Source organism: Devosia neptuniae (genome assembly GCF_025452235.1).
Classification (GTDB): domain Bacteria; phylum Pseudomonadota; class Alphaproteobacteria; order Rhizobiales; family Devosiaceae; genus Devosia.
Genome location: NZ_CP104965.1, coordinates 2,406,046 through 2,428,640 on the forward strand (window position 1 = coordinate 2,406,046; position 22,595 = coordinate 2,428,640).

General features: G+C 61.0%; 23 protein-coding genes. 10 read left to right on the forward strand and 13 right to left on the reverse strand.

All coding sequences use genetic code 11. The features are described 5' to 3' along the window. Nucleotides 1-146: 146 nt before the first annotated feature. The 5 genes from petA (at nt 147) to N8A98_RS14575 (ending at nt 3,714) form a co-directional block, all read left to right on the forward strand. A complete protein-coding gene (petA, locus tag N8A98_RS14555; protein ID WP_390888772.1) occupies nt 147-677 on the forward strand; it encodes a ubiquinol-cytochrome c reductase iron-sulfur subunit in 531 nt (176 codons plus the stop codon). Nucleotides 678-691: 14 nt separating this feature from the next. Continuing rightward, nucleotides 692-1,942 carry a cytochrome b gene (locus N8A98_RS14560; RefSeq protein ID WP_113120950.1) on the forward strand — a complete coding sequence of 417 codons (1,251 nt, stop codon included), beginning with the start codon at nt 692-694 and terminating at the stop codon, nt 1,940-1,942. A gap of 17 nt (nt 1,943-1,959) precedes the next feature. Further along, nucleotides 1,960-2,805 carry a cytochrome c1 gene (locus tag N8A98_RS14565; protein ID WP_262166361.1) on the forward strand — a complete coding sequence of 282 codons (846 nt, stop codon included), beginning with the start codon at nt 1,960-1,962 and terminating at the stop codon, nt 2,803-2,805. Nucleotides 2,806-2,948: 143 nt separating this feature from the next. Then, on the forward strand, nt 2,949-3,143 hold the full coding sequence (locus N8A98_RS14570) for a hypothetical protein (protein WP_162740139.1): 195 nt from the start codon (nt 2,949-2,951) through the stop codon (nt 3,141-3,143). 37 nt (nt 3,144-3,180) lie between these two features. Beyond that, nucleotides 3,181-3,714 (forward strand): adenine phosphoribosyltransferase, encoded by a 534-nt coding sequence (locus tag N8A98_RS14575; RefSeq protein ID WP_262166362.1) that lies wholly within the window; start codon nt 3,181-3,183, stop codon nt 3,712-3,714. A 245-nt stretch (nt 3,715-3,959) separates the two neighbouring features. On the opposite strand, the gene N8A98_RS14580 is transcribed toward N8A98_RS14575, so the two are convergent. From N8A98_RS14580 to N8A98_RS14610, 7 genes are all read right to left on the reverse strand, one after another. Beyond that, nucleotides 3,960-4,361: a GFA family protein gene (locus N8A98_RS14580; RefSeq protein ID WP_262166363.1), complete on the reverse strand. Its 402-nt coding sequence runs from the start codon at nt 4,359-4,361 to the stop codon at nt 3,960-3,962. A 66-nt stretch (nt 4,362-4,427) separates the two neighbouring features. Continuing rightward, nucleotides 4,428-4,820, reverse strand: a complete 393-nt coding sequence (locus tag N8A98_RS14585; protein WP_262166364.1) for a VOC family protein — start codon at nt 4,818-4,820, stop codon at nt 4,428-4,430. A gap of 124 nt (nt 4,821-4,944) precedes the next feature. Further along, on the reverse strand, nt 4,945-5,964 hold the full coding sequence (locus N8A98_RS14590; RefSeq protein WP_113120955.1) for a TerC family protein: 1,020 nt from the start codon (nt 5,962-5,964) through the stop codon (nt 4,945-4,947). Between the two features lie 479 nt (nt 5,965-6,443). Beyond that, on the reverse strand, nt 6,444-6,788 hold the full coding sequence (locus N8A98_RS14595; protein WP_262166365.1) for a hypothetical protein: 345 nt from the start codon (nt 6,786-6,788) through the stop codon (nt 6,444-6,446). 32 nt (nt 6,789-6,820) lie between these two features. Next, nucleotides 6,821-7,378 (reverse strand): MaoC family dehydratase, encoded by a 558-nt coding sequence (locus N8A98_RS14600; protein WP_262166367.1) that lies wholly within the window; start codon nt 7,376-7,378, stop codon nt 6,821-6,823. Further along, nucleotides 7,375-7,854 carry a MaoC family dehydratase gene (locus N8A98_RS14605; protein WP_262166369.1) on the reverse strand — a complete coding sequence of 160 codons (480 nt, stop codon included), beginning with the start codon at nt 7,852-7,854 and terminating at the stop codon, nt 7,375-7,377. Before N8A98_RS14605 ends, N8A98_RS14600 begins: the two co-directional genes overlap by 4 nt. A 63-nt stretch (nt 7,855-7,917) precedes the next feature. Further along, on the reverse strand, nt 7,918-8,712 hold the full coding sequence (locus N8A98_RS14610; RefSeq protein WP_262166371.1) for an AraC family transcriptional regulator: 795 nt from the start codon (nt 8,710-8,712) through the stop codon (nt 7,918-7,920). Between the two features lie 183 nt (nt 8,713-8,895). Between N8A98_RS14610 and melA (N8A98_RS14615) the strand changes: the two genes are divergently transcribed. Beyond that, nucleotides 8,896-10,350 carry an alpha-glucosidase/alpha-galactosidase gene (gene melA, locus N8A98_RS14615; protein WP_262166372.1) on the forward strand — a complete coding sequence of 485 codons (1,455 nt, stop codon included), beginning with the start codon at nt 8,896-8,898 and terminating at the stop codon, nt 10,348-10,350. A 176-nt stretch (nt 10,351-10,526) separates the two neighbouring features. On the opposite strand, the gene melA (N8A98_RS14620) is transcribed toward melA (N8A98_RS14615), so the two are convergent. From melA (N8A98_RS14620) to N8A98_RS14640, 5 genes are all read right to left on the reverse strand, one after another. After that, a complete protein-coding gene (melA, locus tag N8A98_RS14620; protein ID WP_262166374.1) occupies nt 10,527-11,894 on the reverse strand; it encodes an alpha-glucosidase/alpha-galactosidase in 1,368 nt (455 codons plus the stop codon). Nucleotides 11,895-11,911: 17 nt separating this feature from the next. Next, nucleotides 11,912-13,579, reverse strand: a complete 1,668-nt coding sequence (locus N8A98_RS14625) for an ABC transporter ATP-binding protein (RefSeq protein ID WP_262166375.1) — start codon at nt 13,577-13,579, stop codon at nt 11,912-11,914. A gap of 10 nt (nt 13,580-13,589) precedes the next feature. After that, entirely contained in the window at nt 13,590-14,792 is a 1,203-nt protein-coding gene (locus N8A98_RS14630) for an ABC transporter permease (RefSeq protein ID WP_262166377.1), read from the reverse strand. After that, the gene (locus N8A98_RS14635; protein ID WP_113120962.1) at nt 14,789-15,793 is read right to left on the reverse strand and encodes an ABC transporter permease; all 1,005 of its coding nucleotides are present in this window, start codon (nt 15,791-15,793) and stop codon (nt 14,789-14,791) included. The genes N8A98_RS14630 and N8A98_RS14635 overlap by 4 nt, the downstream gene beginning before the upstream one ends. A gap of 64 nt (nt 15,794-15,857) precedes the next feature. After that, nucleotides 15,858-17,951 carry an ABC transporter substrate-binding protein gene (locus N8A98_RS14640; RefSeq protein ID WP_113120963.1) on the reverse strand — a complete coding sequence of 698 codons (2,094 nt, stop codon included), beginning with the start codon at nt 17,949-17,951 and terminating at the stop codon, nt 15,858-15,860. 159 nt (nt 17,952-18,110) lie between these two features. Here N8A98_RS14640 and N8A98_RS14645 point away from each other — a divergent pair, with 159 nt between their 5' ends. The 3 genes from N8A98_RS14645 (at nt 18,111) to N8A98_RS14655 (ending at nt 20,437) form a co-directional block, all read left to right on the forward strand. Continuing rightward, nucleotides 18,111-19,040 (forward strand): helix-turn-helix domain-containing protein, encoded by a 930-nt coding sequence (locus tag N8A98_RS14645; RefSeq protein ID WP_113120964.1) that lies wholly within the window; start codon nt 18,111-18,113, stop codon nt 19,038-19,040. 508 nt (nt 19,041-19,548) lie between these two features. Next, nucleotides 19,549-20,016 (forward strand): hypothetical protein, encoded by a 468-nt coding sequence (locus N8A98_RS14650; protein ID WP_262166381.1) that lies wholly within the window; start codon nt 19,549-19,551, stop codon nt 20,014-20,016. A 184-nt stretch (nt 20,017-20,200) separates the two neighbouring features. Further along, a complete protein-coding gene (locus N8A98_RS14655) occupies nt 20,201-20,437 on the forward strand; it encodes a hypothetical protein (RefSeq protein WP_262166383.1) in 237 nt (78 codons plus the stop codon). Between the two features lie 56 nt (nt 20,438-20,493). Here the strand turns inward: N8A98_RS14655 and N8A98_RS14660 are convergent, their stop codons facing one another. After that, nucleotides 20,494-21,552, reverse strand: a complete 1,059-nt coding sequence (locus tag N8A98_RS14660; RefSeq protein ID WP_262166384.1) for an SDR family oxidoreductase — start codon at nt 21,550-21,552, stop codon at nt 20,494-20,496. A gap of 110 nt (nt 21,553-21,662) precedes the next feature. On the opposite strand from N8A98_RS14660, the gene N8A98_RS14665 reads away from it, so the two are divergent. Next, on the forward strand, nt 21,663-22,553 hold the full coding sequence (locus N8A98_RS14665; RefSeq protein ID WP_262166386.1) for a LysR family transcriptional regulator: 891 nt from the start codon (nt 21,663-21,665) through the stop codon (nt 22,551-22,553). Nucleotides 22,554-22,595: the final 42 nt, after the last annotated feature.

Genomic DNA, 22,595 nt, shown 5'->3' on the forward strand with positions numbered 1-22,595 from the left:
GCCCACCGCACTGGACAAGTTCCTGTGACAGTGCAAAAAGAACCCCGGACTGACGGGCCGCTTGAGGGTGGACGGCGGCTGATTCCGCTTATGCGTGAGAGGCCCTGCCGCTACCGGCCGCGTTGGGCGTGTATTGTACGGGGATCGTGACCTTGGCTACGCAAGCAGAACATTCAACGACGCGGCGGGACTTCCTGTATGTCGCAACCGGTGCCGTTGGTGCCGTGGGCGCGGCGGCAGTGGTCTGGCCGCTGATCAACCAGCTCAATCCCGATGCGTCGACCCTGGCGCTGGCCAGTATCGAGTTCAATCTCGCCAATATTCCAGAAGGCCAGTCGGTGACGATCACCTGGCGCGGCCTGCCGGTTTTCGTGCGGCATCGCACCCAGGCCGAGATCGACGAGGCCAAGGCGGTTCCGCTGGCCGATCTCAAGGATCCCGAGACCGACGAGCAGCGCACCAAGCCCGGCCATGAAGAATGGCTGATCATGATCGCCAATTGCACTCACCTCGGTTGTGTGCCGATCGGACAGTCGGGCGATTTCGATGGCTGGTTCTGCCCTTGCCACGGTTCGCACTACGATAGCGCCGGCCGTATCCGTCGCGGCCCGGCACCCAAGAATCTTGTGGTGCCGCCTTATGAATTCATCAGCGATACGCTGGTCCAGATCGGTTAGTGGGGGCTTTTCCGATGTCAGAACATTCGACTTACGTTCCAGGAAATGCCGCCGAAAAGTGGCTCGACGAGCGCCTGCCCGTCGTCAGGTTTGCCAAAGAGCACCTGATGGATTTCCCCACGCCGAAGAACCTCAATTACTGGTGGACCTTCGGCGCCATCCTCGTGATGTGCCTCGGCGTGCAGATCGTCACCGGCATTATCTTGGCCATGCATTATACGCCCAATGTGGCGCTGGCCTTTGACTCGGTCGAGCATATCCGCCGTGACGTCAATGGCGGCCGCATCATCCAGGCGGTCCACTCGGTGGGCGCCTCGATGTTCTTCGCGGCCCTCTATATCCACATTTTCCGCGGCATGTTCTTCGGCTCCTACAAGGCGCCGCGCGAGATCCTGTGGATCCTGGGTGTCGTTATCTTCATCCTGACCATGGCCACGGCCTTCATGGGCTATGTGCTGCCCTGGGGCCAGATGAGCTTCTGGGGCGCCACGGTTATCACCAATATCTTCTCGGCAATCCCAGTGGTGGGCGAGAGCCTGCTGCAGCTGCTGCGCGGTGGTTTTGCCGTGGGCAACCCGACACTCAACCGCTTCTTCTCGCTGCATTACCTGCTGCCGTTCATCATTGCGGCGGTCGTGGTGCTGCATATCTGGGCGCTGCATGTGCCGGGCAACAACAACCCGATCGGCGTCGAGGTCAAGGACAAGCGCGATACCGTGCCCTTCCATCCGTATTATACGATGAAGGACGCCTTCGCGATGGTGCTGTTCATGATCCCGTTCGCGTGGTTCGTGTTCTTCGCCCCCGACATCCTTGGTCACCCCGACAATTACATCATGGCCAATAGCCAGGTGACCCCGTCCCACATCGTGCCGGAATGGTATCTGCTGCCCTTCTACACCATCCTGCGCGCCATCGACTTCAACGTGCTGTTCATCAACTCCCAGCTTGGCGGCGTGATCGCCATGGGCCTGTCGATGCTGGCGCTGCTGGTGGTGCCGTGGCTGGATACGAGCAAGGTTCGCTCGGGCACGTTCCGCCCGATGTTCAAGTGGTTCTACGCCCTGTTCGTGCTCGACTTCATCGCCCTGGCGTATCTGGGTGCGCAGGAAGCCGCCGAGCCCTACACGACCCTGGCCAAGGTGTGCACCGGCTACTACTTCCTCCACTTCTTCGTCATCCTGCCCGTGTTGTCGCGCATTGAGGTTGCCAAGCCCCTGCCGACCAGCATTTCCGAGAGCGTTCTCGGCAAGGCACATTCGTGAAAGGCGGGGCGGGTTCAATGTTGACGTTCAAGACCATCATCGCTGCTGTCGCCATCGCCGCCGGCATGGCTGCAGCGCCGGCTTTCGCTGCCGAGGGCGCCGCGCCGCCGGTGCCCAAGGAAAGCTGGAGCTTTGCCGGCATTTTCGGCACCTATGACCAGAACCAGCTGCAGCGCGGCTTCCAGGTGTTCCGCGAAGTCTGTTCGAATTGCCACAGCGCAAGGCTGCTGGCGTTCCGCAATCTTTCCGAAGAGGGCGGTCCGGGCTTCACCGAAGGCCAGGTCAAGGCGCTGGCGCTCGAATATGACGTGGCCGATCCGACTGCCGATGGCGGCACCCGCAAGGCCGTGGCGGCCGACCGCTGGCCGTCGCCCTTCGCGACCGACCAGGATGCCCGCGACGCCAATGGCGGCGTGGTGCCCCCTGATTTCTCGGTGCTGGCCAAGGCCCGCGGCATCAAGGACGCCTTCCCCTGGTGGATCACCAATTACTTCACCGGTTACTCGGAAGGCGGCCCGGACTATATCCACGCGCTGCTGAACGGCTATCACGATGAAGCGCCCGAAGGGTTCGACCTGCCCGAGGGCAAGCATTACAACGATTACTTCCCCGGCCACTCCATCGGCATGGGTCCGCCGCTGCAGGACGATCTGGTGGCCTATGAAGCCGCCGAGGGCCAGGAGCCGGTGCCGATGACGGTCGAGCAATATTCGCACGACGTCGCCGCCTTCATGATGTGGCTGGCCGAGCCGGGCCTGGTCTCGCGCAAGGAGACCGGCTTCAAGGTGCTGCTGTTCCTCATCGCCTTTGCCGGCCTGATGTGGGCCACCAAGCGCAAGCTGTGGCAGGGCATCGAGCACTAAGCTCGTCGCAACACGATTTCGCAAAGGGCTCCCTCGGGGGCCCTTTGTTTTTGCCGCGGTCACATCGGCTTCAGGGCTCTTGCCAAGCGCGCGCCGGGCCGCAATATGGTAACAATAGCCAAATCAATCGCGAGGCCGCCGACATGTCCGCAGTTCGCATCGCCGTGACCGTTGTCAGCGCCGCCATCACCGTCAGCCGCCACCCCGTGGTGCGCGCCGGTGTGCGGGCGGTGGTCAGCAACCCCAAGGCGCGCGAAACGGCTATCGGGGTGACTCGCTCGGCCGCCTACAATGCCGGCGTGATCGCGCGACACATCATGGGCCGCCGCGCTCCCTGATTTTTCCAAGACCAATTATCCAATTTGCAGGATTGCGATGACGCTCGACCTCAAGGCCCTTGTGCGCACGATTCCGGACTATCCGAAAAAGGGCATCCTGTTTCGCGACATCACTACGCTGATCGAGCATCCCGAGGGCTTCAAGGCCAGCATTGAGCAGATCGCCGAAGCGCATCGCCATCTGGGCGTCACCCATGTTGCCGGCATCGAAGCGCGCGGCTTCATCTTCGGGGCAGGGGTGGCGATCGCGCTGGGCGTCGGCTTCATCCCCGTGCGCAAGAAGGGCAAGCTGCCCGGTGAAACTATCGGGCAGAATTACGCGCTCGAATATGGCGTTGATACGATCGAGATCCATGCCGACGTGCTCGACGCCGGCGACACGGTGCTATTGGTCGACGATCTCATCGCCACCGGCGGCACGGCCATCGCCGCCGTGAGTCTGCTGCGGCGTACGGGCGCTACGGTGGCCAACGCGGCCTTCGTCATCGACCTGCCAGACCTCGGCGGCGCGGCAAAGCTCGAAGCCGAGGGCGTGGAAGTCTCAACGCTGATGGCGTTTGCGGGGCATTAACTCACCACGGTGTCATTCCCGCGAAAGCGGGAACCTCCGTTTACTTTCTTCGCATCGCCAACAGAGGGTTCCCGCTTTCGCGGGAATGACACTGTGGGTGGGTGAGTAATGGTAGGCGCGGGTGTAGCGAGCAAGTGCCACGACCTCGTGGTTCGACGGGCTCACCATGAGGTCTACTTCCAGATCGTAGGAGCCTCAGTAGACCTCATCCTGAGCTTGTCGAAGGACGAGGTCGTGCTACCGCCCTACCAGCTCTTCCGCCCATCCATCTTCTCGATCACGATGGTGGACAGATCCAGTTCGTCCACCAGCCGCAGATTGACCGCATAGGTCCGCGCGGTGGGGAAGCTGTTGGGGTCGCCGTTCTTGGGCGTGCCGTCGCTATTGTACATCGAGGCCCAGTCGGGTGAATCGCCCCAGGTCTGGATGCCGCAATTGGCGCAGAAATGGTGCAGGTTCATGCCGCCGCTGGCCGAATAGGTCTTTTCCGCCGTCGCCGAGAGCATCTTCAATTCGCCTTCGCCGAAATAGCCCCAGACCGCGCCCGTCCTGTGGCAGAAGCTGCAATTGCACTCCTTGGCGGAGGTCGGCAGATGGGGCAGTTCGATTCTGGTCTGGCCGCAGTGACAGGTGGCTATTACGGTCATGGCATGGCTCCAAGCTGTGATTGGCGCCAGCATGGCTATGGGCCGTGACAGGCGGTGTCAGCAGCGTTAGGCCGCCATGGCCTGGCGCTGGTCGACGAGGCAGAACTGGTTGCCCTCGGGGTCACGCATCACCGTATAGGTCGGCAGCACCCGCACGATTTCGGCTCCTGCGGCTTTGAGGCGTTCCACCTCGTTGCCGCGGTCGCTCACCGCAATGTCGAAATGCACGCGGTTATTGTCATAGCGCCGGCCCTCCACATTCTGGAAGCAGATGCTGGGGCCTGGGCCATCCACCATCACGGTGGGGTCGGTTTCCGGCGTCAGCCCGAGCGCGGCCAGCCGGGCGATTTCGGCCTCGTCATAGTCCCGCACGGCATAGCCGTCGAGCATCTCGGCCCAGAACTGGGCCAGTTTGGCCGGCTTGTCGCAGTCGAATACGATTTCCTGGATGGCACCCATGCCTTGGCTCCTGTGGTCGTTTCTTTTTCGTTAAACCGGAATTAAGGCAAGACTGGGCAAGCGAAAGGCCCGGCGCAAGGGGATGCGCCGGGCCTCGTTAAGCGTATTTGTCAGTGCCGGAGCGTTAGGGCTCGAGCTGGCCGGTTTCGGGCCGCTCCTCGGCGCTGATATCGGGCTCGTTGCGCGTCTTGTAGAGCGAGAAGATAATCCCGCCCGCCAGGATGCTGATGGTGACCAGCAGCGAGAGCAGCGTATCGATATGGATATGCAGCGGTACGAGGAAGATCTTGATACCCACCAGCACCAGGATGATCGCCAGCGACACCTGCAGATAGCGGAAGCGGTTCATCGCCGCGGCCAGCGCGAAATACAGCGAGCGCAGACCCAGAATAGCAAAGATATTGGACGTGTAGACGATGAAGGTGTCCTGCGTCACGGCGAAGACGGCGGGCACCGAATCCACGGCAAAGACCAGGTCGACGACTTCCACCATGATCAGCGCCACGGCCAGCGGGGTCAGCCAGGTGACGATCTTGCCGGTCTTGGGGTCGGGCTGCTTGACCGTGAAATTGCGGCCATGCAGCTGCTTGGTCACCCGGAAGCGTTTGGAGATGAACTGGAAAACCCGGTTTTCTTCCAGGTTCGGCTCTTCATCCTTGTGGGTGAACATGCGGATGCCGGTGAACACCAGGAAGGCGCCGAAGCCGAACAGGATCCAGTTGAATTCATTGACCAGAGCCGCGCCGAGCCCGATCAGGATGGCGCGGAACAGGATGACGCCCAGAATGCCCCAGAACAGCACGCGGTGCTGGTAGATGCGGGGAATGGCCAGGAAGCCGAAAATGGTGGCGATGACGAACATATTGTCCATCGCCAGGCTCTGTTCGAGCAGGTAGCCGGTATAGAATTCGAGACCGGCTTCGGCGCCGCGCTGCCACCAGACCCAGCCACCAAAGGCCACGGCAATCAGCACGTAAAAGCCGTAGAGAGTCAGGCTCTCCTTGGCGCCGATCTCGTGCTCATCCTTGTGCAGGACGCCGAGGTCGAAAACCAGCAGAGCGATCACGATCGTAATGAACGCAATCCAGAAATAAACGGGAGTACCTAGAAAATCACCCGATAGGGCGGCAAGAAGCGATTCCATCGCCGGACCATCTCCATGAGAAAATTGGAGCAGCTCCGACATCGCGAGAGCATCATCACTCTCGCCAGAGGGGCCCGGCGCCGCGTGTTAATAATGCGCGTAGGGCGAGAGAAATTCAAGTCCCCGTCTGTTGGGGGGTGAATTGGGGAGGGGGCCCAATCCCGCATCACCCACGATGCCATTCCGGCGCAGGCCGGAATCCATGCTGAAGACCATCCCAGAGCTGGATGTGTGCGGCGCGCCCCGGACTTGGATTCCGGTCTGCGCCGGGCTGACTCCGTGGATGGTGAGAGGGCGGCGCTGGCCCGAATACTGTGAGCCTTCGGTGCCTCCACGCCTCCAAGCTATTCCCTCCATCGTCATTGCCCGGCTCGTCCGGGCATCCATTGCCGCGGCTGATGCTGAGAGATGGATCACCCGGACAGCCGGGTAATGACGATGAATGGAAGGGTTCGCGAATGCGACTAAGCTCGTTCAGCTCAGCGCGGTGTACACAACATCACGATGGCGTCGCCAGTTTCCAGCTGCATGGCGACACCATGATTGGGATCAGGAATCACCCGCCCGGCCTGCACATTGCGGGCGGCGCGCAGGGGCCCGTCGCTGAAGCCGACCCCATCCTGATAGCCCATGATGGCCCCGGTGCCAGAGGACGGGTCGCCAAAGGTGGTCGAGGCGAAGCCATAGACCGAGCCATAGATGGTCAGAATGCCGGCGCGGGTGGCATTGGCGTCCCGGCAAGACCAATTGCCCTGCACCTGCTGGGCAAAGCTGGGCGTGGCGGCAAGGGCGAGAAGACTGGCGGTGAGGGCGATTCGGCGCATGAGCTGCAGAGTGAAGGGGCGCGCTGTCGCATTCAAGAGCGCCGCTTGAGCAACCCGCCGATCAAGGGCCATCTGGTGAGCGCGAGCAACACTCGCTGGCCAATTGGCACGCGGTAATCGCGCAATTTGGAAAACCCTACCACTTCGGCCGTATAGACCAGCTCGCCGCGCTGATTGGTGGCGGTGATGCGATTGAACAGCAGGCCCCAGCCGGGAATCGAATTGGAGGCGCGCTTGTCGGTCACCACCAGCTCATAACTCACCGTATCGCCCGGCCGCACCGGCACCTTGAAGTCCATGGAATTGACGCCCGGAGAGGGCCCGGAAATGCCCGGCTCTTCACCTAGCCCGCGCAGGCGCTGCTCTTCGGCGTCAAGCGCATCGACCATGCGGCGATGGCCGACGCTGACGGTGTGCCAGCCGCTGGCGACCAGTCCGCCGAAATGGCTGTGCTTGGCGGCTTCCGGGTCGAGGTGGAAATATTGCGGATCATAGAGGCTGGCAAAGCGGATGATCTCGTCGGCGGTGAAGGTGTGGCTGCCGAGCGGGAATATCTCGTTCAGCGCGATATTCTCGAACCAACGGGTCATGCTGCGGCTTCCGCATTGCGCGTTTCGACCAGATTGGCCAGCCGCATGGTCAGCACCGGCTTGCCCTGCTGGTTACGGATGTCGAAATCGAGCGTGACAATGCCCCATTGCGGGTGGCTGGCGGAGCGGCGCAGGTCGGTGATTTTCACCGTGCCGCCGATCGTGTCATCGACCATGACCGGGTTTTTCCATTTCAGATTGGTGAAACCCAGCCCGCCGGCCGAGGCAATCTGACTCAGGAAGCTGTCGACCAGCATGCGCAGGCTCAGCGCCCCGGTCTGCCAGCCGCTCGACGCTAGCCCGCCCAGCAGCGACGCCTTGGCGGCCTTTTCATCAAGATGAAAGGGCAGGGGATCGAATTCGCGGGCGAATGTCGTGATCATCTCGCGGGTCACCTTGGTGTGGCCCAGCGCGATGACTTCGCCCACGGCAAGGTCCTCGAAATGGCGGCGATCGCGAGTTACAGGATTGGTCATCGAACTTCCCTATACGTCAACGCCTTTTGCACCCTTTTCCCGGTTGGGGCAAGCGCGAGACCCTCAGATGCCGGTCGGCAAACGCCGGCTGACGCGATAGTCGAGCGGGGTCATGCCGCGCAAGCGGCGGAAGGCTTTTGCCAGGTAGTTGGCGTCGCTGAAGCCGGTCAGCGCGGCAATGGCGCCGATCGTCATGTCGGTGGCGACCAGTAGCCGCTCGATCCGCTCGATGCGCCGCTCCTGCACGAAACTGGAGGGCGCCAGCCCCGTGGCCAGGGTGAACTGGCGGACAAAATGGCTCCGGCTCATCTCGGCCAGGGCGGCGAGCCGGTCGATATTGAGCGTGCGGTTGAGATTGGTGTCGATATAGGCGACCACCCGTGCAATGGCGGGCGGCAGGGTGAAGTCCGGCGCCGCGTCGGTGCCGAATACCCCGTCATGCAGGGCCGCCATGGCGCCATAGGCGGCGCTCGAGGCTTCGCCCGGCGAAATGCCAGGCCGGTCGATCAGCGTGTGGCAGGCTTGGGCCAGGCGGTCGATAATGCCGGGCGGCAGCGTAACGACAGGCCCGGCGGCATCGATGATTTCGCGGGCAAGGCGCAGCGCCTCGCGGCCGTTCAGCACCATCCAGAAATATTCCCAATGTCCACCCCGCTCCAGCCAGTAGCGATGGGCATGGGGCAGGCTGAGCACCATGGTTTGCCCCGGCACCAGCTGGTGCCTCACCCCGGCGAAGTCGAGCCGTCCTTCCCCCACAATGGTGTGCTGGATGACGAGGAACGGTGCGCTGCCGCGTTGCAGCCCGTCCCAGGAATAGACTTCGTTGAGCCGCTGCTCATAGCCGGCGCTGATCGCCATGCAATGGAGTGGCACTGCGCTTTTGGGAAGCGTCAGGACGCGAACTTTATGGCCGTAGTCGATGAGCTGTTTGAGCACAAAATTACCCGCAATGGCACAAGGTTTCTCTAGCACCAATGCGGCGTTCAACGCTAGCAGTGTGCTAACCAATTCGCAGTGTGTGCTGCGTCCCGGAGGAACGTCATGTCATTCAAAGTTACCGTCATCGGCGCCGGCTCGGTCGGCTTCACCAAGACGCTGATCTCGGACCTGCTCAAGGTACCCGAATTCGCCGATTGCGAATTCGCGCTGACCGATCTCAATCCGCACAACCTGGATATGGTCCACCAGATCATCGCCAAGATCGTTGCGGTCAATAATCTGCCGGCCAAGGTGACGGCCACGACCGATCGCCGGGCCGCCATTACTGGCGCCCGCTACATCATGAGCTGCGTCCGCGTCGGTGGGCTCGAGGCTTTTGCCTCCGACATTTCGGTGCCGCTGAAATATGGCGTCGACCAATGCGTGGGCGACACGCTCTGCGCCGGCGGCATTCTCTACGGGCAGCGCAATATCCCGGTGATCCTTGAATTTTGCAAGGATATCAAGGAAGTAGCCGAGCCTGGCGCGGTGTTCCTCAACTATGCCAACCCCATGGCGATGAACACTTGGGCCGCTAATGCCTATGGCGGTGTGCAGACCATTGGCCTGTGCCATGGCGTGCAGCACGGGGCGCATCAGATCGCCCAAGTGCTGGGCGTGGCGGATAGCGAGCTCGATTATGTGTGCTCGGGCATCAATCACCAGACCTGGTATATCGATATTCGCGCCAAGGGTCGCAAGATCGAAAAGGACGAGTTGATCGCCGCTTTCGAAGCCCATCCGGTCTATTCCAAGCAGGAAAAAGTCCGCATCGACGTGCTCAAGCGTTTCGGCGTCTATTCCACCGAGTCCAATGGCCACCTCAGCGAATACCTGCCCTGGTATCGCAAGCGCCCGGAGGAAATCTCCAAGTGGATCGACATGAGCGACTGGATTCATGGCGAAACCGGCGGCTATCTGCGCTACTCGACCGAGCGCCGGAACTGGTTCGAAACCGATTTCCCGATGTTCCTCGAACAGGCCGCCAAGCCGCTCGACCAGCATAAGCGCACCTCCGAACACGCCTCTTACATTATCGAGGCGATGGAAACCGGGCGCGTCTATCGCGGGCATTTCAACGTACGCAACAATGGCATCATCACCAATCTGCCTGATGACGCCATCATCGAAAGCCCCGGTTTTGTTGACCGTTTCGGCCTCAACATGGTCGAAGGTATCACTCTGCCGCTGGCTTGCGCGGCCACCTGCTCGGCCTCGATTTCGGTGCAGCGCATGAGCGTGGAAGCCGCGATGACCGGCGATATCGACATGCTCAAGCTGGCAGTGCTGCACGATCCGCTGGTCGGCGCCATCTGCACCCCGGACGAAGTCTGGCAGATGGTGGACGAGTTGGTGGTGACCCAGGCCCAGTGGCTGCCGCAATACAAGGACGCCGTCCCGGCCGCCAAGGAACGGCTCGCTAAGGGCACCGTCAAGACCAAGGATTGGGAAGGCGCCGCCCGCAAGAAGGTTCGCTCAGTGGAGGAACTGCGCGAAGTCGTGGGCGGGCATCACTAAACTTTAGGTCATCGATATTCCTCCCGAAATGGGCGCTCCACGAGCGCCCGTTTTGCTATTTCGGGGTGAGCACAAAGTTACCCTTTGACGGTGGCGTGCTGGCGCGGCGGCACTAAAACCAAACGGCCCCAGCGCAGAGCGCCGGGGCCGCTTTTTGGAAGCAGGGGAGGTTAGCGTCAGGCGACGCGCTGCTTCCGGGAGCCGCGGGCCCATTCGGGCAACATAGTGCCATGGGCTTCAAGGAGATCGTCGACCAGGTTCCAGATCTGGTCGAGATCGAGTTCGGCAGCGGTGTGGGGGTCCATCATCGCGGCGTGGTAGATGTGCTCGCGATTTTCCGTCATCAGCGCCTGAACGGTCAGTTCCTGCACATTGATATTGGTGCGGATCAGCGCGGTCAGTTGGGGCGGCAGGTCGCCGATAAAGGTGGGCTGCAGGCCATTGCTATCGACCAGACATGGCACTTCCACGGCTGCATTGTTGGGCAGGTTGGTGATGACGCCGTTGTTGCGCAGATTGCCGTAGATCACCGAGGGCTCGCCGGTCCAGACCGAGTTGACGATGGAGGAGGCGTATTCCTTGGACTGCTGAACCTCGATGCGGTCAGCGTTGCGGTAGTCCTCGGAGGTCTTTTTCCACTTGGCGATCTGCTCGACGCAGCGCTTGGGATATTCGTCGAGCGGGATGCCGAACTTCTCGATGATGTCCTCACGGCCTTCCTTGATGAAGTAGGGCGTGTATTCGGCAAAGTGCTCGGAGCTTTCGGTGACGAAATAGCCGAGGCGCGTCATCATTTCGTAGCGCACCTTATTGGGGCAGCGCGGATTCCAGGTCGGCTTGGGCGCGCGGCCTTCTGCATAGGCCTTGAACAGGTCCGGGTAGAGATCCTTGTAGGACCCGTCGGGCTGGCGATGCTCGAATTTGAGGTAGAAGGCCATGTGGTTGATGCCGGCCGAGCGATAGCGGATTTCCTCGTAGGGAATCTCGAGATCATGGGCCAGTTCCATGGCCGTGCCCTGCACCGAGTGGCAGAGGCCGACCTGCTTGATGGTGGGGTATTTCTCGGCAATGGCCCAGGTATTGATGGCCATCGGGTTGACATATTGCAGCATGATCGCGTCGGGCGCGACCTGCAGCATGTCTTCGCAGATGCTCCAGAGATGGGGCACGGTGCGGAGGCCGCGCATGATGCCGCCAACGCCCAGGGTGTCGGCAATGGTCTGGCGCAGATTGTATTTTTTCGGCACGTCGAAGTCGATGACGGTCGAGGGCTCATAGCCACCGATCTGGAAGCAGACGACGACGAAATTGGTGCCGTCCAGGGCCTGGCGCTGGTTGGAATAGGTCTCGACCTTGGCCGGTACGCCCAGCGTCGAGATCAGCTTTTTGGCGATGACTTCGCTTTCTTCCAGCCGCGTGGGATTGATGTCCATCAGGCGGATGGTGGCGCCTGCAAGCGCCGGGCGCTGCAGGATATCGCCGACAATGTTCTTCATGAACACGGCCGATCCGGCACCGATGAATGTGATCTTGGGGTTTGCCATTGGGGAATGCTCCAGCGTTAGGCGGCTATTTCGAATGCGGCGCGGACCAGCCGAGCCGTATATTCGGTTTGAGGATTGGTGAGGACATCGGCGACCGGGCCTTGTTCGACAATTTTGCCGTGTTGCATGACCATGACGCGGTGGCAGAGGGCGCGCACGACCTTGAGATCGTGGCTGATGAACAGGTAGGACAAGCCCTTCTCGTCCTGCAGCTTGCGCAGCAGATCGATGATCTGGGCCTGCACGGACAGGTCGAGCGCCGAGGTGGGCTCGTCCAGCAGGATGAATTCGGGCTCCAGCGCCACGGCGCGGGCAATGGCGATGCGCTGGCGCTGGCCGCCGGAAAATTCATGCGGGAAACGGTTGAGAATGCCATCGGGCATGCCGGCATCCTTGAGCGCCTGGCGGACCCGATCGAGCCGCTCGCGGCCATTGGCCCCGATATTGTTGACGATCAGGCCTTCCTCGATGATCTGGCGGATCGACATGCGGGGATTAAGGCTGGCGAAGGGATCCTGGAAGACGATCTGCATGCGGCTGCGCAGCGGGCGCATAGCGGCGCGATCCCGATCGTGGATCGGCTGGCCGTCGAAGAAGATTTCCCCACCCTGATTGTTGATCAGCCGGATCAGGGCCTGGCCGAACGTGGTCTTGCCGGAGCCGGATTCGCCCACAATGCCGAGGGTTTCGTGGCGGGCCAGCTTGATGTCGAGATTGTCGACCGCCTTGAGTTCGAAGAAATCGGGCTTGAAGAAGCCGCCGCGCTTGAGGGTGTAGGAGACCTTGACGTTCTTGCCTTCGAGCACCGTGTCCTGCTCGCCGACCAGAGGATTGGCCGTGCCCTTGGGCTCGGAGGCGAGCAGGTGGCGGGTATAGGCGTGTTGCGGATTGGCGAACAAAGCCTCGGTGGCATTGTGCTCCTGCACACGGCCGTTCTGCATGACATAGACATAGTCGGAGAACTGGCGGACCACGGTCAGGTCATGGGTGATCAGGATCACCGCCATGCCATACTTGTCCTTTAGGTCCTTGAGCAGGTTCAGAATCTGGGCCTGCACCGTCACATCGAGGGCGGTGGTGGGCTCATCGGCGATCAGCACATCGGGGCGATTGGCGAGCGCCATGGCGATCATGACGCGCTGGCGCTGGCCGCCAGAGAGCTGGTGCGGATATTGGCGAAGCCGGGCACCGGGATCGGGGATTTGCACTTCCTCGAGCAGCTTTTCGGCGCGCTCCATGGCCTCCTTGCGGGAGATGCGGTTGTGGAGATGCAGGATTTCGCAGATCTGCTGGCCGATGGTGTAGACCGGGTTTAGCGAGCTCATCGGCTCCTGGAAGATCATGGCGATATCATTGCCGCGCAGCTTGCGCATATCGCGCTCGCTGGTGGCGACGACATCCTTGCCCGAGAGCGTGATGCGCGAATTGGGCAGAATGGTTGCCCGCTTGGTCAGCAGCTTCATCAGCGTGCGGGCGGTGACGGATTTGCCCGAGCCGGATTCCCCCACCAGAGCGATGGTTTCGCCCTTGTGCAGCTGGAAGGACACGTCGTGCACGGCGTGAACCACGCCGCCCTCGACCTTGAAATCGACCCCGATATTGCGCGCATCGAGGATCAGTTCGCGGCCGTGGCTATCGGCATCGTGGCGGGTATTGGAAACAGGCTGGTGATTGGTGTCTGGCATGGCCTGGTCCTCAATACGGATCGACGGCGTCGCGCAGGCCATCGCCCAATGCGTTGAACGCAAAGACGGTGATCAGCACGAAGATGACGGGCGACAGGATCCAGGGATAGGAGCCGATCACCGAGAAGGAGCCGGTATCCTGCAGCATTAGGCCCCAGGAGATCAGCGGCGGCTTCACCGCAAAACCCAGGAAGCCGAGGAAGCTTTCGAGCAGCACAACCGAAGGCACCGACAGCGTCACCGCCACGATGACGTGGCTGAGCACGTTGGGCAAGATATGGCGGGTGATGATGCGGCCATCCGAGGAGCCCACGGCGATGGCGGCGCGGACATATTCGATGCGGGCCAGCGACAGGGTCTTGGAGCGCACTTCCCGGCTCAATTGCGCCCAGCCCAGCACCGCCATGACGCCGATGACGAAGGCGATGAAGACATTGGAGGGGGCAGTGATGGGGATGAGCGAGGTCAGTGCCAAATAGAGGGGCAGTTGCGGGAAGGCGAGGACGAATTCGACGAATTTCTGCGTCCAGCGGTCGAACCTGCCGCCCAGATAGCCCGAGGTAATGCCGACCAGTGTGCCGACCACGGTGGTCAGGAGCGTCACGACGAGGGCAATGGTGAGCGAGATACGGGAGCCGACAATGCCGCGCGAAAGGATGTCGCGACCGAACTTGTCGGTGCCCAGCAGGTGGAAGGTCTTGGCCGGATCGGTGGGGCCGAAGAAATGGATATTGGCCGGGATCACCCAGAGGATGTGGTAGGCATAGCCCGGCACAAAGAAGCCCAGCTCGGTCGGGTTTTCATAATCCGGGCCGACAATGGGCTGGAAGGTGACGGGGTCGAGTTCCTCGCCTTCGCTGATCGGATAGACCACCGGAAGCGGGGAGAAGCTGCCATCGGCGTGGAAGAAGCTGATCGTGTCAGGCGGGGCAAAGCCGATATTGGTCTGCTTGGGATCGTGCGGGGCGAAGAAATCGGCAAACACCGCGACGAGCAACAACAGCACGACCAGGATCATGCCGAGCATGCCCATGATGGAGCGGCGGAAGCGACGCCAGACCAGGCTCGAATAGCTTTCGCTATTGGCATAGCGCGGATTGATAGCGCCGGCGGAGTTGACGTCGGCCTGTGACTCGGTGGCGGCAGTGGGCATGGCGGCGCCGGCATCGGGAGGCAGGGGGATGGATTGATCGATGGTATCGCGAGCCATCATGCGTCTCCCAGCCGGATACGGGGATCGAGCACGGCCAGCATCATGTCCGAAATGATATTGCCGATGATCAGGGTGGTGGCGAGCACCAGCATGAAGGTGGCGGTGACCCAGACGTCGCCGACGGCCATGGAGCCGGTGATGGCCGGGCCGACGGTGGCAAGGCCGAAGACGATGGCGACTTCGATTTCGCCGGTCAGCATATAGGGCAGCACCACGCCCTGATAGGCGACGAGCGGATGCAGCGCATTGGGCACTGCATGCTTCATGATCACTGCACCGTGGCTGAGGCCCTTGGCGCGGGCGGTTTCCACATATTGGGCATTGAGCACGTCGAGCAGATTGGCCCTCATTACGCGCATATTGTAGGCCAGGCCACCAAAGGTGGCGATGGCGATGACCGGCCAGACGTGCTTGACCAGATCGACGAACTTGTCCCAGCTCCAGGGGGCACCGCCATAGCGGGGCGAGAAGAAATTGCCCACATCCTGCACGCCCATGCGGAAGACCAGGAAATACATGATGACGATAGCCAGCAGGAACCGCGGGATGGTCATGCCGAGGAACGAGACGAAGCCGAACAGGGTATCGACCCAGGAATACTGACGGGTAGCGGCCACGATGCCCATGGTGATGCCGATGGCCGAGGCCAGGATATGGCAGGTCAGCGCCAGCAGGATGGTGGCGGGCAGGCGCTCGGCCACGACGGCGCCAACGGGCTTGTTGAAATAGAGCGAGTGGCCGAAATCGAAGCGGGTGATGATGCCCCAGATCCAGTTGACATATTGCACGGGCAGGGGGTCGAACAGGCCATTGGCGGCGCGATAGGCATCGGCCTGGGCCTTGGCAGCTTCGAAGGAAGCGCCGCCCTGATTGATGGCCATGGACTGGATATAGTCGCCATAGTCGCCGGGAGGCGCCTGGATGATGGCGAAGGTGACAAGGCTCAATACGAGCAGAATGGGTATCGCCGACAGGATGCGCGATATGAGGAAACGGATCATCTGGAGCGGCTCATCTTAAGTCTGTGGGTGACGAGGGGCCGGAGCCCCTCGCCGGGAGAAGAGCTTAGTTGCTCTTGATCGGACCGTTACCGACGCCGGGGGCGCCCGGCAGGGTATCGGGGAACAGTTCGTTGGACGATTGCTGCTCGGCCGGAACATAGAGGCGTTCGCGGATCAGGCTGTCTTCGGCCCAGTTGAACTGCAGGATCGGGGTGCCCGGAGGCACGTTGACGAAGCGCTTGTTGATGATCAGCGCACCCGGATATTGGGTGAGGCCTATGGCAAACAGGTTCTCGGTATAGAGACGCTGGTAGGTCTTCATCAGCTCGATGCGCTCGGCCGGATCGGCCGTGGCGACGAAGCTGTTGACCGTGTCCACCATCTCCTGCTCGAAGGGCAGAAAATCCTGCGTGCCATCGGTGCCGGCGCGGTGGTTGTAGCTGATCTGGGGGCCGGTAGGCGCCAGGTTCTGGGTGTTCTGCACCACGGTGATCAGGTCGGCGCCGTTTCTAAGGACCTGCCAGTCGAACTTGCCAGCTTGATAGTTGGCATCGCGCTGGTTGCCGGCCTGGAACTGCGCAATGACGCGCAGACCAAGGCGTTCCATCTGGGCGATCACGCCTTCGGCCAGGCTCTTGTCGGTCTGGTAGTCGGAGGTTGCCAGCAGGGTAATTTCGACATCCGCACCGCCCACCACATCGGCCGGGAAGTTGACGAAGCCATTGCCATCGGTATCGACCAGGCCGGCTTTTTCCAGCAGTGCCTTGGCGTCGTCCAGCGAGTACGGATAATAGACTGTGGAGTCATTGTCGTAATAGCTGGTCGGTGGCATCAGCCCGCCTGCGTAAGGCGTGGTGAAGGGGCCCTTGACCAGGGCTTCGCCCAGCGCCTGGCGATCAAGCGCGTAGGTTACGGCTTTGCGGAAATCGAGATTGCGGTTGAGTTCGCGCACGGCCTGGCCGCGGGCATCTGGTTCGCCCCAGCCATTGGCCGACAGGTTCGGATAGAGCGAGTAGGAGATGGTGCGAGCGCCGAAGGCGAGACGGGCGGGCGCGGATTCTTCGGCCGAACGGCGGAGGGCTTCGACGAAGCTTTCCGGCTGTTCGAGATTGGACAGATCGCCCGAACCGGCCACGGCCTGCACGTCGCGGTCTGCCCAGGTGGACAGGCGATATTGCAACTCGTTCAGGTAGGGGAGCTGGTTGCCGTTCTCGTCAACCTTCCAGTAATAGGGATTGCGGCGCATCACGATGATGTCGTTGGCGCGATATTCCACCGGCGCCCAGGCACCCATGACCGGGATGTTGAGATATTCAGGCGGGAAGGCGTTCTTGAACTGGTCATAGGTCGCGCCATCCTTGTATTTGGGATGCTCGGCCTTGAGGATATGGCTCGGACCGGGGCAGAAATTGCCGTAGGCCATGGCATAGAGATATTGGGTCGGCTTGACGTCCTTGAAGGTCCATTTGATCGTGTAGGGATCGACCTCTTCAAGCGTGGTGCCGACGCCGAACGTCTCGGGCGAAGCGCCATTGAGCGGGGTGACCTGGGGATCGAGCAGCACATCGTTCCAGTAGAACATGATGTCTTCGGCGTCGAAGGGGTCGCCGTCGGACCATTTGGCGCCTTCGATCAGGTGCATGGTCAGCTGATGGCCGTCTTCGGACCATTCCCAGCTCTTGGCGAGGTTCGGCAGGGGCTCGAGTTCCTCGGCCTTGACCTGGAACAGCGGGCCGGTGCGCGTCAGGCATTCGGAGAGGCCGATATCGATGCCGCCCCAGCCCTGGGTCTGGCCGGCGCTGTAGTTCCAGCCTTCCGGACGACCGCCGATGACGTGGCGCATCACATCGCCATAGGTGCCGATGCCGTCGGGCATGTTGGCGGTCTTGTAGACCAGGGGCTCCTTGGGCAGGCGCTCGGCAACGGGCGGCAGCTTGCCGGCATCCACGAACGCCTTGACGTAGTCGGGCTCGTGATATTCAGGCAGCGCCTTGAATTCCTGGATATCCTTGATCCCCACGAAGGTGGGAACCTGCTGGGCGTCGAATTTCGGTGGTTCGGGCGGGGTGGTGGGGGCCACTGTCTGGGCTTGCGCCGCAAGAAGGGAAATACCCAGCATCAAGCCTGCCCCGCCAAGGGCAATAGCGTGTTTTCTCATAGTTCCTCCCATGGCAACGGACTGGCTTGAGCCAGAGGCCGAATATCCCATTCGAGCCCGTCTCCCGTGCAATGCTTGAATGGTACGCCTTGCCATGGCCGAAGCAATCCGGAATGATAGAGACTTCTTCCGGGTTTCTAAGATTTGGAAAATCGTGCAATGGACGAACTCAACGCTGCCGGTGACCTGGTCCGGCTGCCCAGGCAGCGGGCGCCGCGCCCCACGCCGCGGCCGGACCGCAGCTTTTATGCCTCGGGCAAGGCCTTTGGTCGCTTCGGCATGCGGGCCTTTACACCCCAGCTGATGGCGGCCGCTCACAGCCATGGTCATATCGAGTTCAACTGGCTCACGCACGGCACGATGGACTATTTGTTCGACGGACGGGCCATTACGGTGGGGGCCGATCGGCTGGTGGCGTTCTGGGCCGGTATTCCGCACCAGACCGTGGGGCTGAGCGGCGATGCGATTGCCGGCAAACAGCACAATATCTACCTGCCGATGGATTCGTTCCTGCATATGCCGCAATTGGGGCGGCTGACCGAAACCCTGATGGGCGGCGGGGTGATCCAGCTGCTCCCCGATGCCATCGGGCTCGACACGCTGGAGCGCTGGCACGGCGATTATCGCAGCGGCAATTCACTGCGTACCGATATCGTGCGGCTGGAAATCGGCACCATGTTCCGGCGGGCGGCCATCACCGGCTGGGACCTGCTGCTGTCGCCCTGGATCGAGCCGACTGGCAGCCGCACCCGCACCGGCTCGCCCGTGCGCTATGTAGTGCGTATGGTGCGGCATATCGTGGAGAACATCACCGAGCCGCTGACTGCGGAGGACATTGCCCATGTGGTGGGGCTGCATCCCAATTACGCGACCAATCTTTTCACCAAGGTGATGAGCATTTCGGTGCAGAAATTCGTGGTCCGGATGCGGCTGATCCGGGCACGGTCATTGTTGTTTGACGGCAATACCTCCATCGCCAATGTGGCATTCCAGTCCGGTTTCGTCAGCCAGACCCAGTTCTACGAACATTTCCGCAAGGCCTATGGCATGACGCCCAGCCAGATGCGCAAGGATACGATCGAGGGGTAGGTTTCTCCTCCGGACAGCCGAAAGCGCCGCCCGGCCGGTATGGCGTCGCGGTTATACGGTAACGGGCGGCCATTGGACCTTCCGAAACTAATAGAGTGGGCCAATGGCCGCCCGTCACGATCCGCTTTTTATGCAGGGTCCGGTTCAGGCGGTACCATTCTTGCAGGTCCGGCTGCCGAGTTTCCAACCCCACTGGACAGGCGCCCCCATCCCACGGTCTCCCCACCCGGCCCTGCGTGCGGGCCGCGTAACTGGCGGGAATGGAGGTATAGTGACATGGGGTGAAGGGGCGGGGATAAGTTTTTTGCAATGTCCGATTTCGACCCCATTTCGGACGTTTAGCAAGACGGGGTAACCGCCAAAAAAGCAGCCGCTTGTAGGCCACAAATCCGGGCCCTAAAGGTCTTGCTTCGCACCAGCCCTTTATGAGTCTTTCCGCCTAGCTACTGCTATATAAATTTACTGGCAGAGGTGTTTAAATGTACGACAGTGAAGTGGGGATGCGCCTGTGATTGGTAAAAGCCATGACAATAAAAATGCGCGACACTCGCCTAGGACGTGGCAAATACTAATTTTAGCATTTCAGTTTTTTATGTTCTTAGCCGGCAGCATTTTTCTCACAACAACAATGGACGCCGCAGGTGCGGAAATGGAGGGTCTTTTTTGTGAGATTTTTCAGGAGCGGGCTATCAAGGTCAATCAACGAGTTGCCCAGTCCGAACTTTTGGAATTCCTAGAAGTTCATGCAGAGGTCGACTGCCTAGAAAAGAACTATGTACTTGAATGGAGCGTGCGGAACCAATTCCTGCGTGAGATTACTTCGATTCGCAAAAGCATGAGAAATCATCTTCTTAACATGATGTGTGCTTCGGATGCCGGCTGGGAATCCGCCTTTGAATACGGCTGGACTTCAAAATACGATTTTATCGATCAGAACGGACGCCCAATTTCATCCATTGTCGTGAACGGATGTTGATATCAAATTCTGAAAGCCGCCGTTCCGCTTACCACCCCTTAGTGCCGTTCGGCATCAAGCCAAAAAATCCAGCGTTATCTGTCCTCCCGCCGAGCCGCTCGCTGTTAACTGCAATCGCGATGCACGCAAGCATGATTGGCTTCGTTGCTTTACGAAGGAAGGGATACCAACCACGTAGTGAAGCATGGTCAGTTTCAGCAACTTCGTAATGCTTGCGCCCAAGCACTTGCGCTTCGCCTATGGGACGGTCGCATTGACCTATTTCGGGTTGCGTCTGACGATGGCTATCGCGGAACATCAAGGCATCATGCAGATGCCACCCTATGCGGCAGATGCGGCGATGGTGGGGGCGATCTTTGTTGGCGCGTTGGTGGGTATCAGGATGTACCTGCGCAAGGGCACAGATTCGGCCTCGGACTAGTGGATTTCAGCGACGTGTAAGGGGCGGGGACTGGGCACCGCCCCCTCTCACAATTGCTATCTTGTAATCTTTCGCGCCCGCAGATCGTCGAATACCGAGAAGAACATTGCCGCCGTGTCGACATGCTCGTGAAAGCCCAAGCGCCGTGCCTTCGATCCGTCGGCGAAAAAGTCATAGTCCCAGGCAAAGACCGCATCGCCGAACGGCCAAGATGATACGTCCTGATAGCTGATATCAGCCAGCCCGTGACGGGCCACCATTTCTGCCCATAGCTGCGCCTTGTCGGCCATGATGGTCGCCAGGTTCATCGGCAGGGGTGGTGCCACCTCCAGCTCGAAATAGGCGGCGATTCTGGGCCACATCTCGTTCCAGCGAAACAGGTCGCCATTAGTGATATTGAGCGCCTGGTTGGCGCAGGCGGGCGTGGTGGCGGCCCAGACGGTGGCCCGCGCCAAGAGCCCCGCATCCGTCATTTCCAGCAGGCTGTCATAAGCGCCGGGCTTGCCCGGGAAACGCAGCGGCAGCCCGAGTTCCTTGGACATGCTGGCATAGATGGCGATAACCATGGCAAGGTTCATCGGATTGCCTAACCCGAAACCGATAACCACCGAGGGACGCAGCGCCGACCATGTCCAGCTTTGCCCGACCTGCCGCCCTTCCAGAAACGCTTGCTGGTCGATATTGAATTCAGGCGGCATGTGATTGGCGTCACTCTCGCGTGCGGGTGTCTTGAAGGGGCCCAGATGGGCGCCATAGACCTTGTAGCCCTGCATCAGGCTGATGTGCTGCAACCGGCTGGCGATGGGCTCGATCGCGTCTACGACATTGACCAGCATGGCCAGGTTTGGTGGCACCAGCTCGGCCCAACTGGGGCGATCCTGGTAGGCGGCATAAAAAATATGGGTGACATCGGACAGCTCGGCGAGTGCAGCGCGGGTGGCCTCGCGGTCGAGCAAATCGACGGCGATATAGCGGGCACGGTCGGTGGTGACACCGCCGCGGCGTGACAGCCCGACAATATCCCAATCATCCAATGTGGCCAGATGTTCGATAAGATTGCCGCCAATCACGCCATTGGCGCCCACAACCAGGGCGGTTTTTCGGGCTTCGGCCATGTTCTGCTCCTGTGCCCGGAATGGGCGATGGCACAGCATCATCTATTTGCCTGGGTCGTGGCAGTCGGCTAAATATACGATCAGTTATAAGAAAAACTTTGGGTAGCGTGATGGATGTGCTGGCCGCAATGGGCGTGTTCGTCAGGGTTGCCGAATTGGGTAGCCTGTCTGCGGCAGGCCGGGATCTGAAACTGTCCCAGCCCGCGGTAAGCCAGAAAATCAGCGCGCTGGAGCAGCATCTGGGGGTCCGCCTGGTCAACCGGACGACCCGCCAGCTGGCGCTAACCGAGGCGGGCCGGACCTATTATGCGCGGGCCAAACCGGTGCTCGCCGCGGTTGATGAGGCGGCCGAACTGGTCGCTGGCGCCGGGGCGCCGCTGACCGGCCACCTCCGCATTCAGGCGCCAACCGGTTTCGGCCAGATGTATCTGGCCGATATCGCGATCGCGTTTCAGTTGGAACATCCGGGGCTGACCTTTGAATTGATGCTGGACGACCGCTACGTGGACCTGACCGAGCAGGCCGTCGATCTTGCCTTGCGTTTCGGCACTCTGCGGTCCTCCGGTCTCATTGCGCGCCGGTTCGGCACGCTCAGGCGGATACTGGTTGCCGCACCCGCCTATCTGGCCCGGCACGGCGCGCCGGACACGCCCGAACACCTCTCGACACACCGGCAGGTGCGCTTCAGCGGGGCGGCAGTGGACGACACCATGCCATTGACCGGCCCGGCAGGCTCACTGCTGGTCCCGGTGCAGACCAGCTTTCTCGCCAACAATACCTTCGTGCTCACCAAGGCGCTGGTGGCCGGGCTCGGCCTGGGTGGCGCGCAGCTACCCCAGATACGGGCCGAACTGGCCGCCGGCCAATTGGTGCAGATCATGCCTGACTATCAATATGCGCCGCTCGACGTGCATGCCGTCTATCCAACGTCGCATTTTGTCCCGGCCAAAGTCAGGCTGTTCGTCGAGCACCTCAGACGCGCCCTGTCTGAAATCATCTAAAGTCCGACAGTTACGCCAGCCAGATGGTCCGTCTAAGGCGGT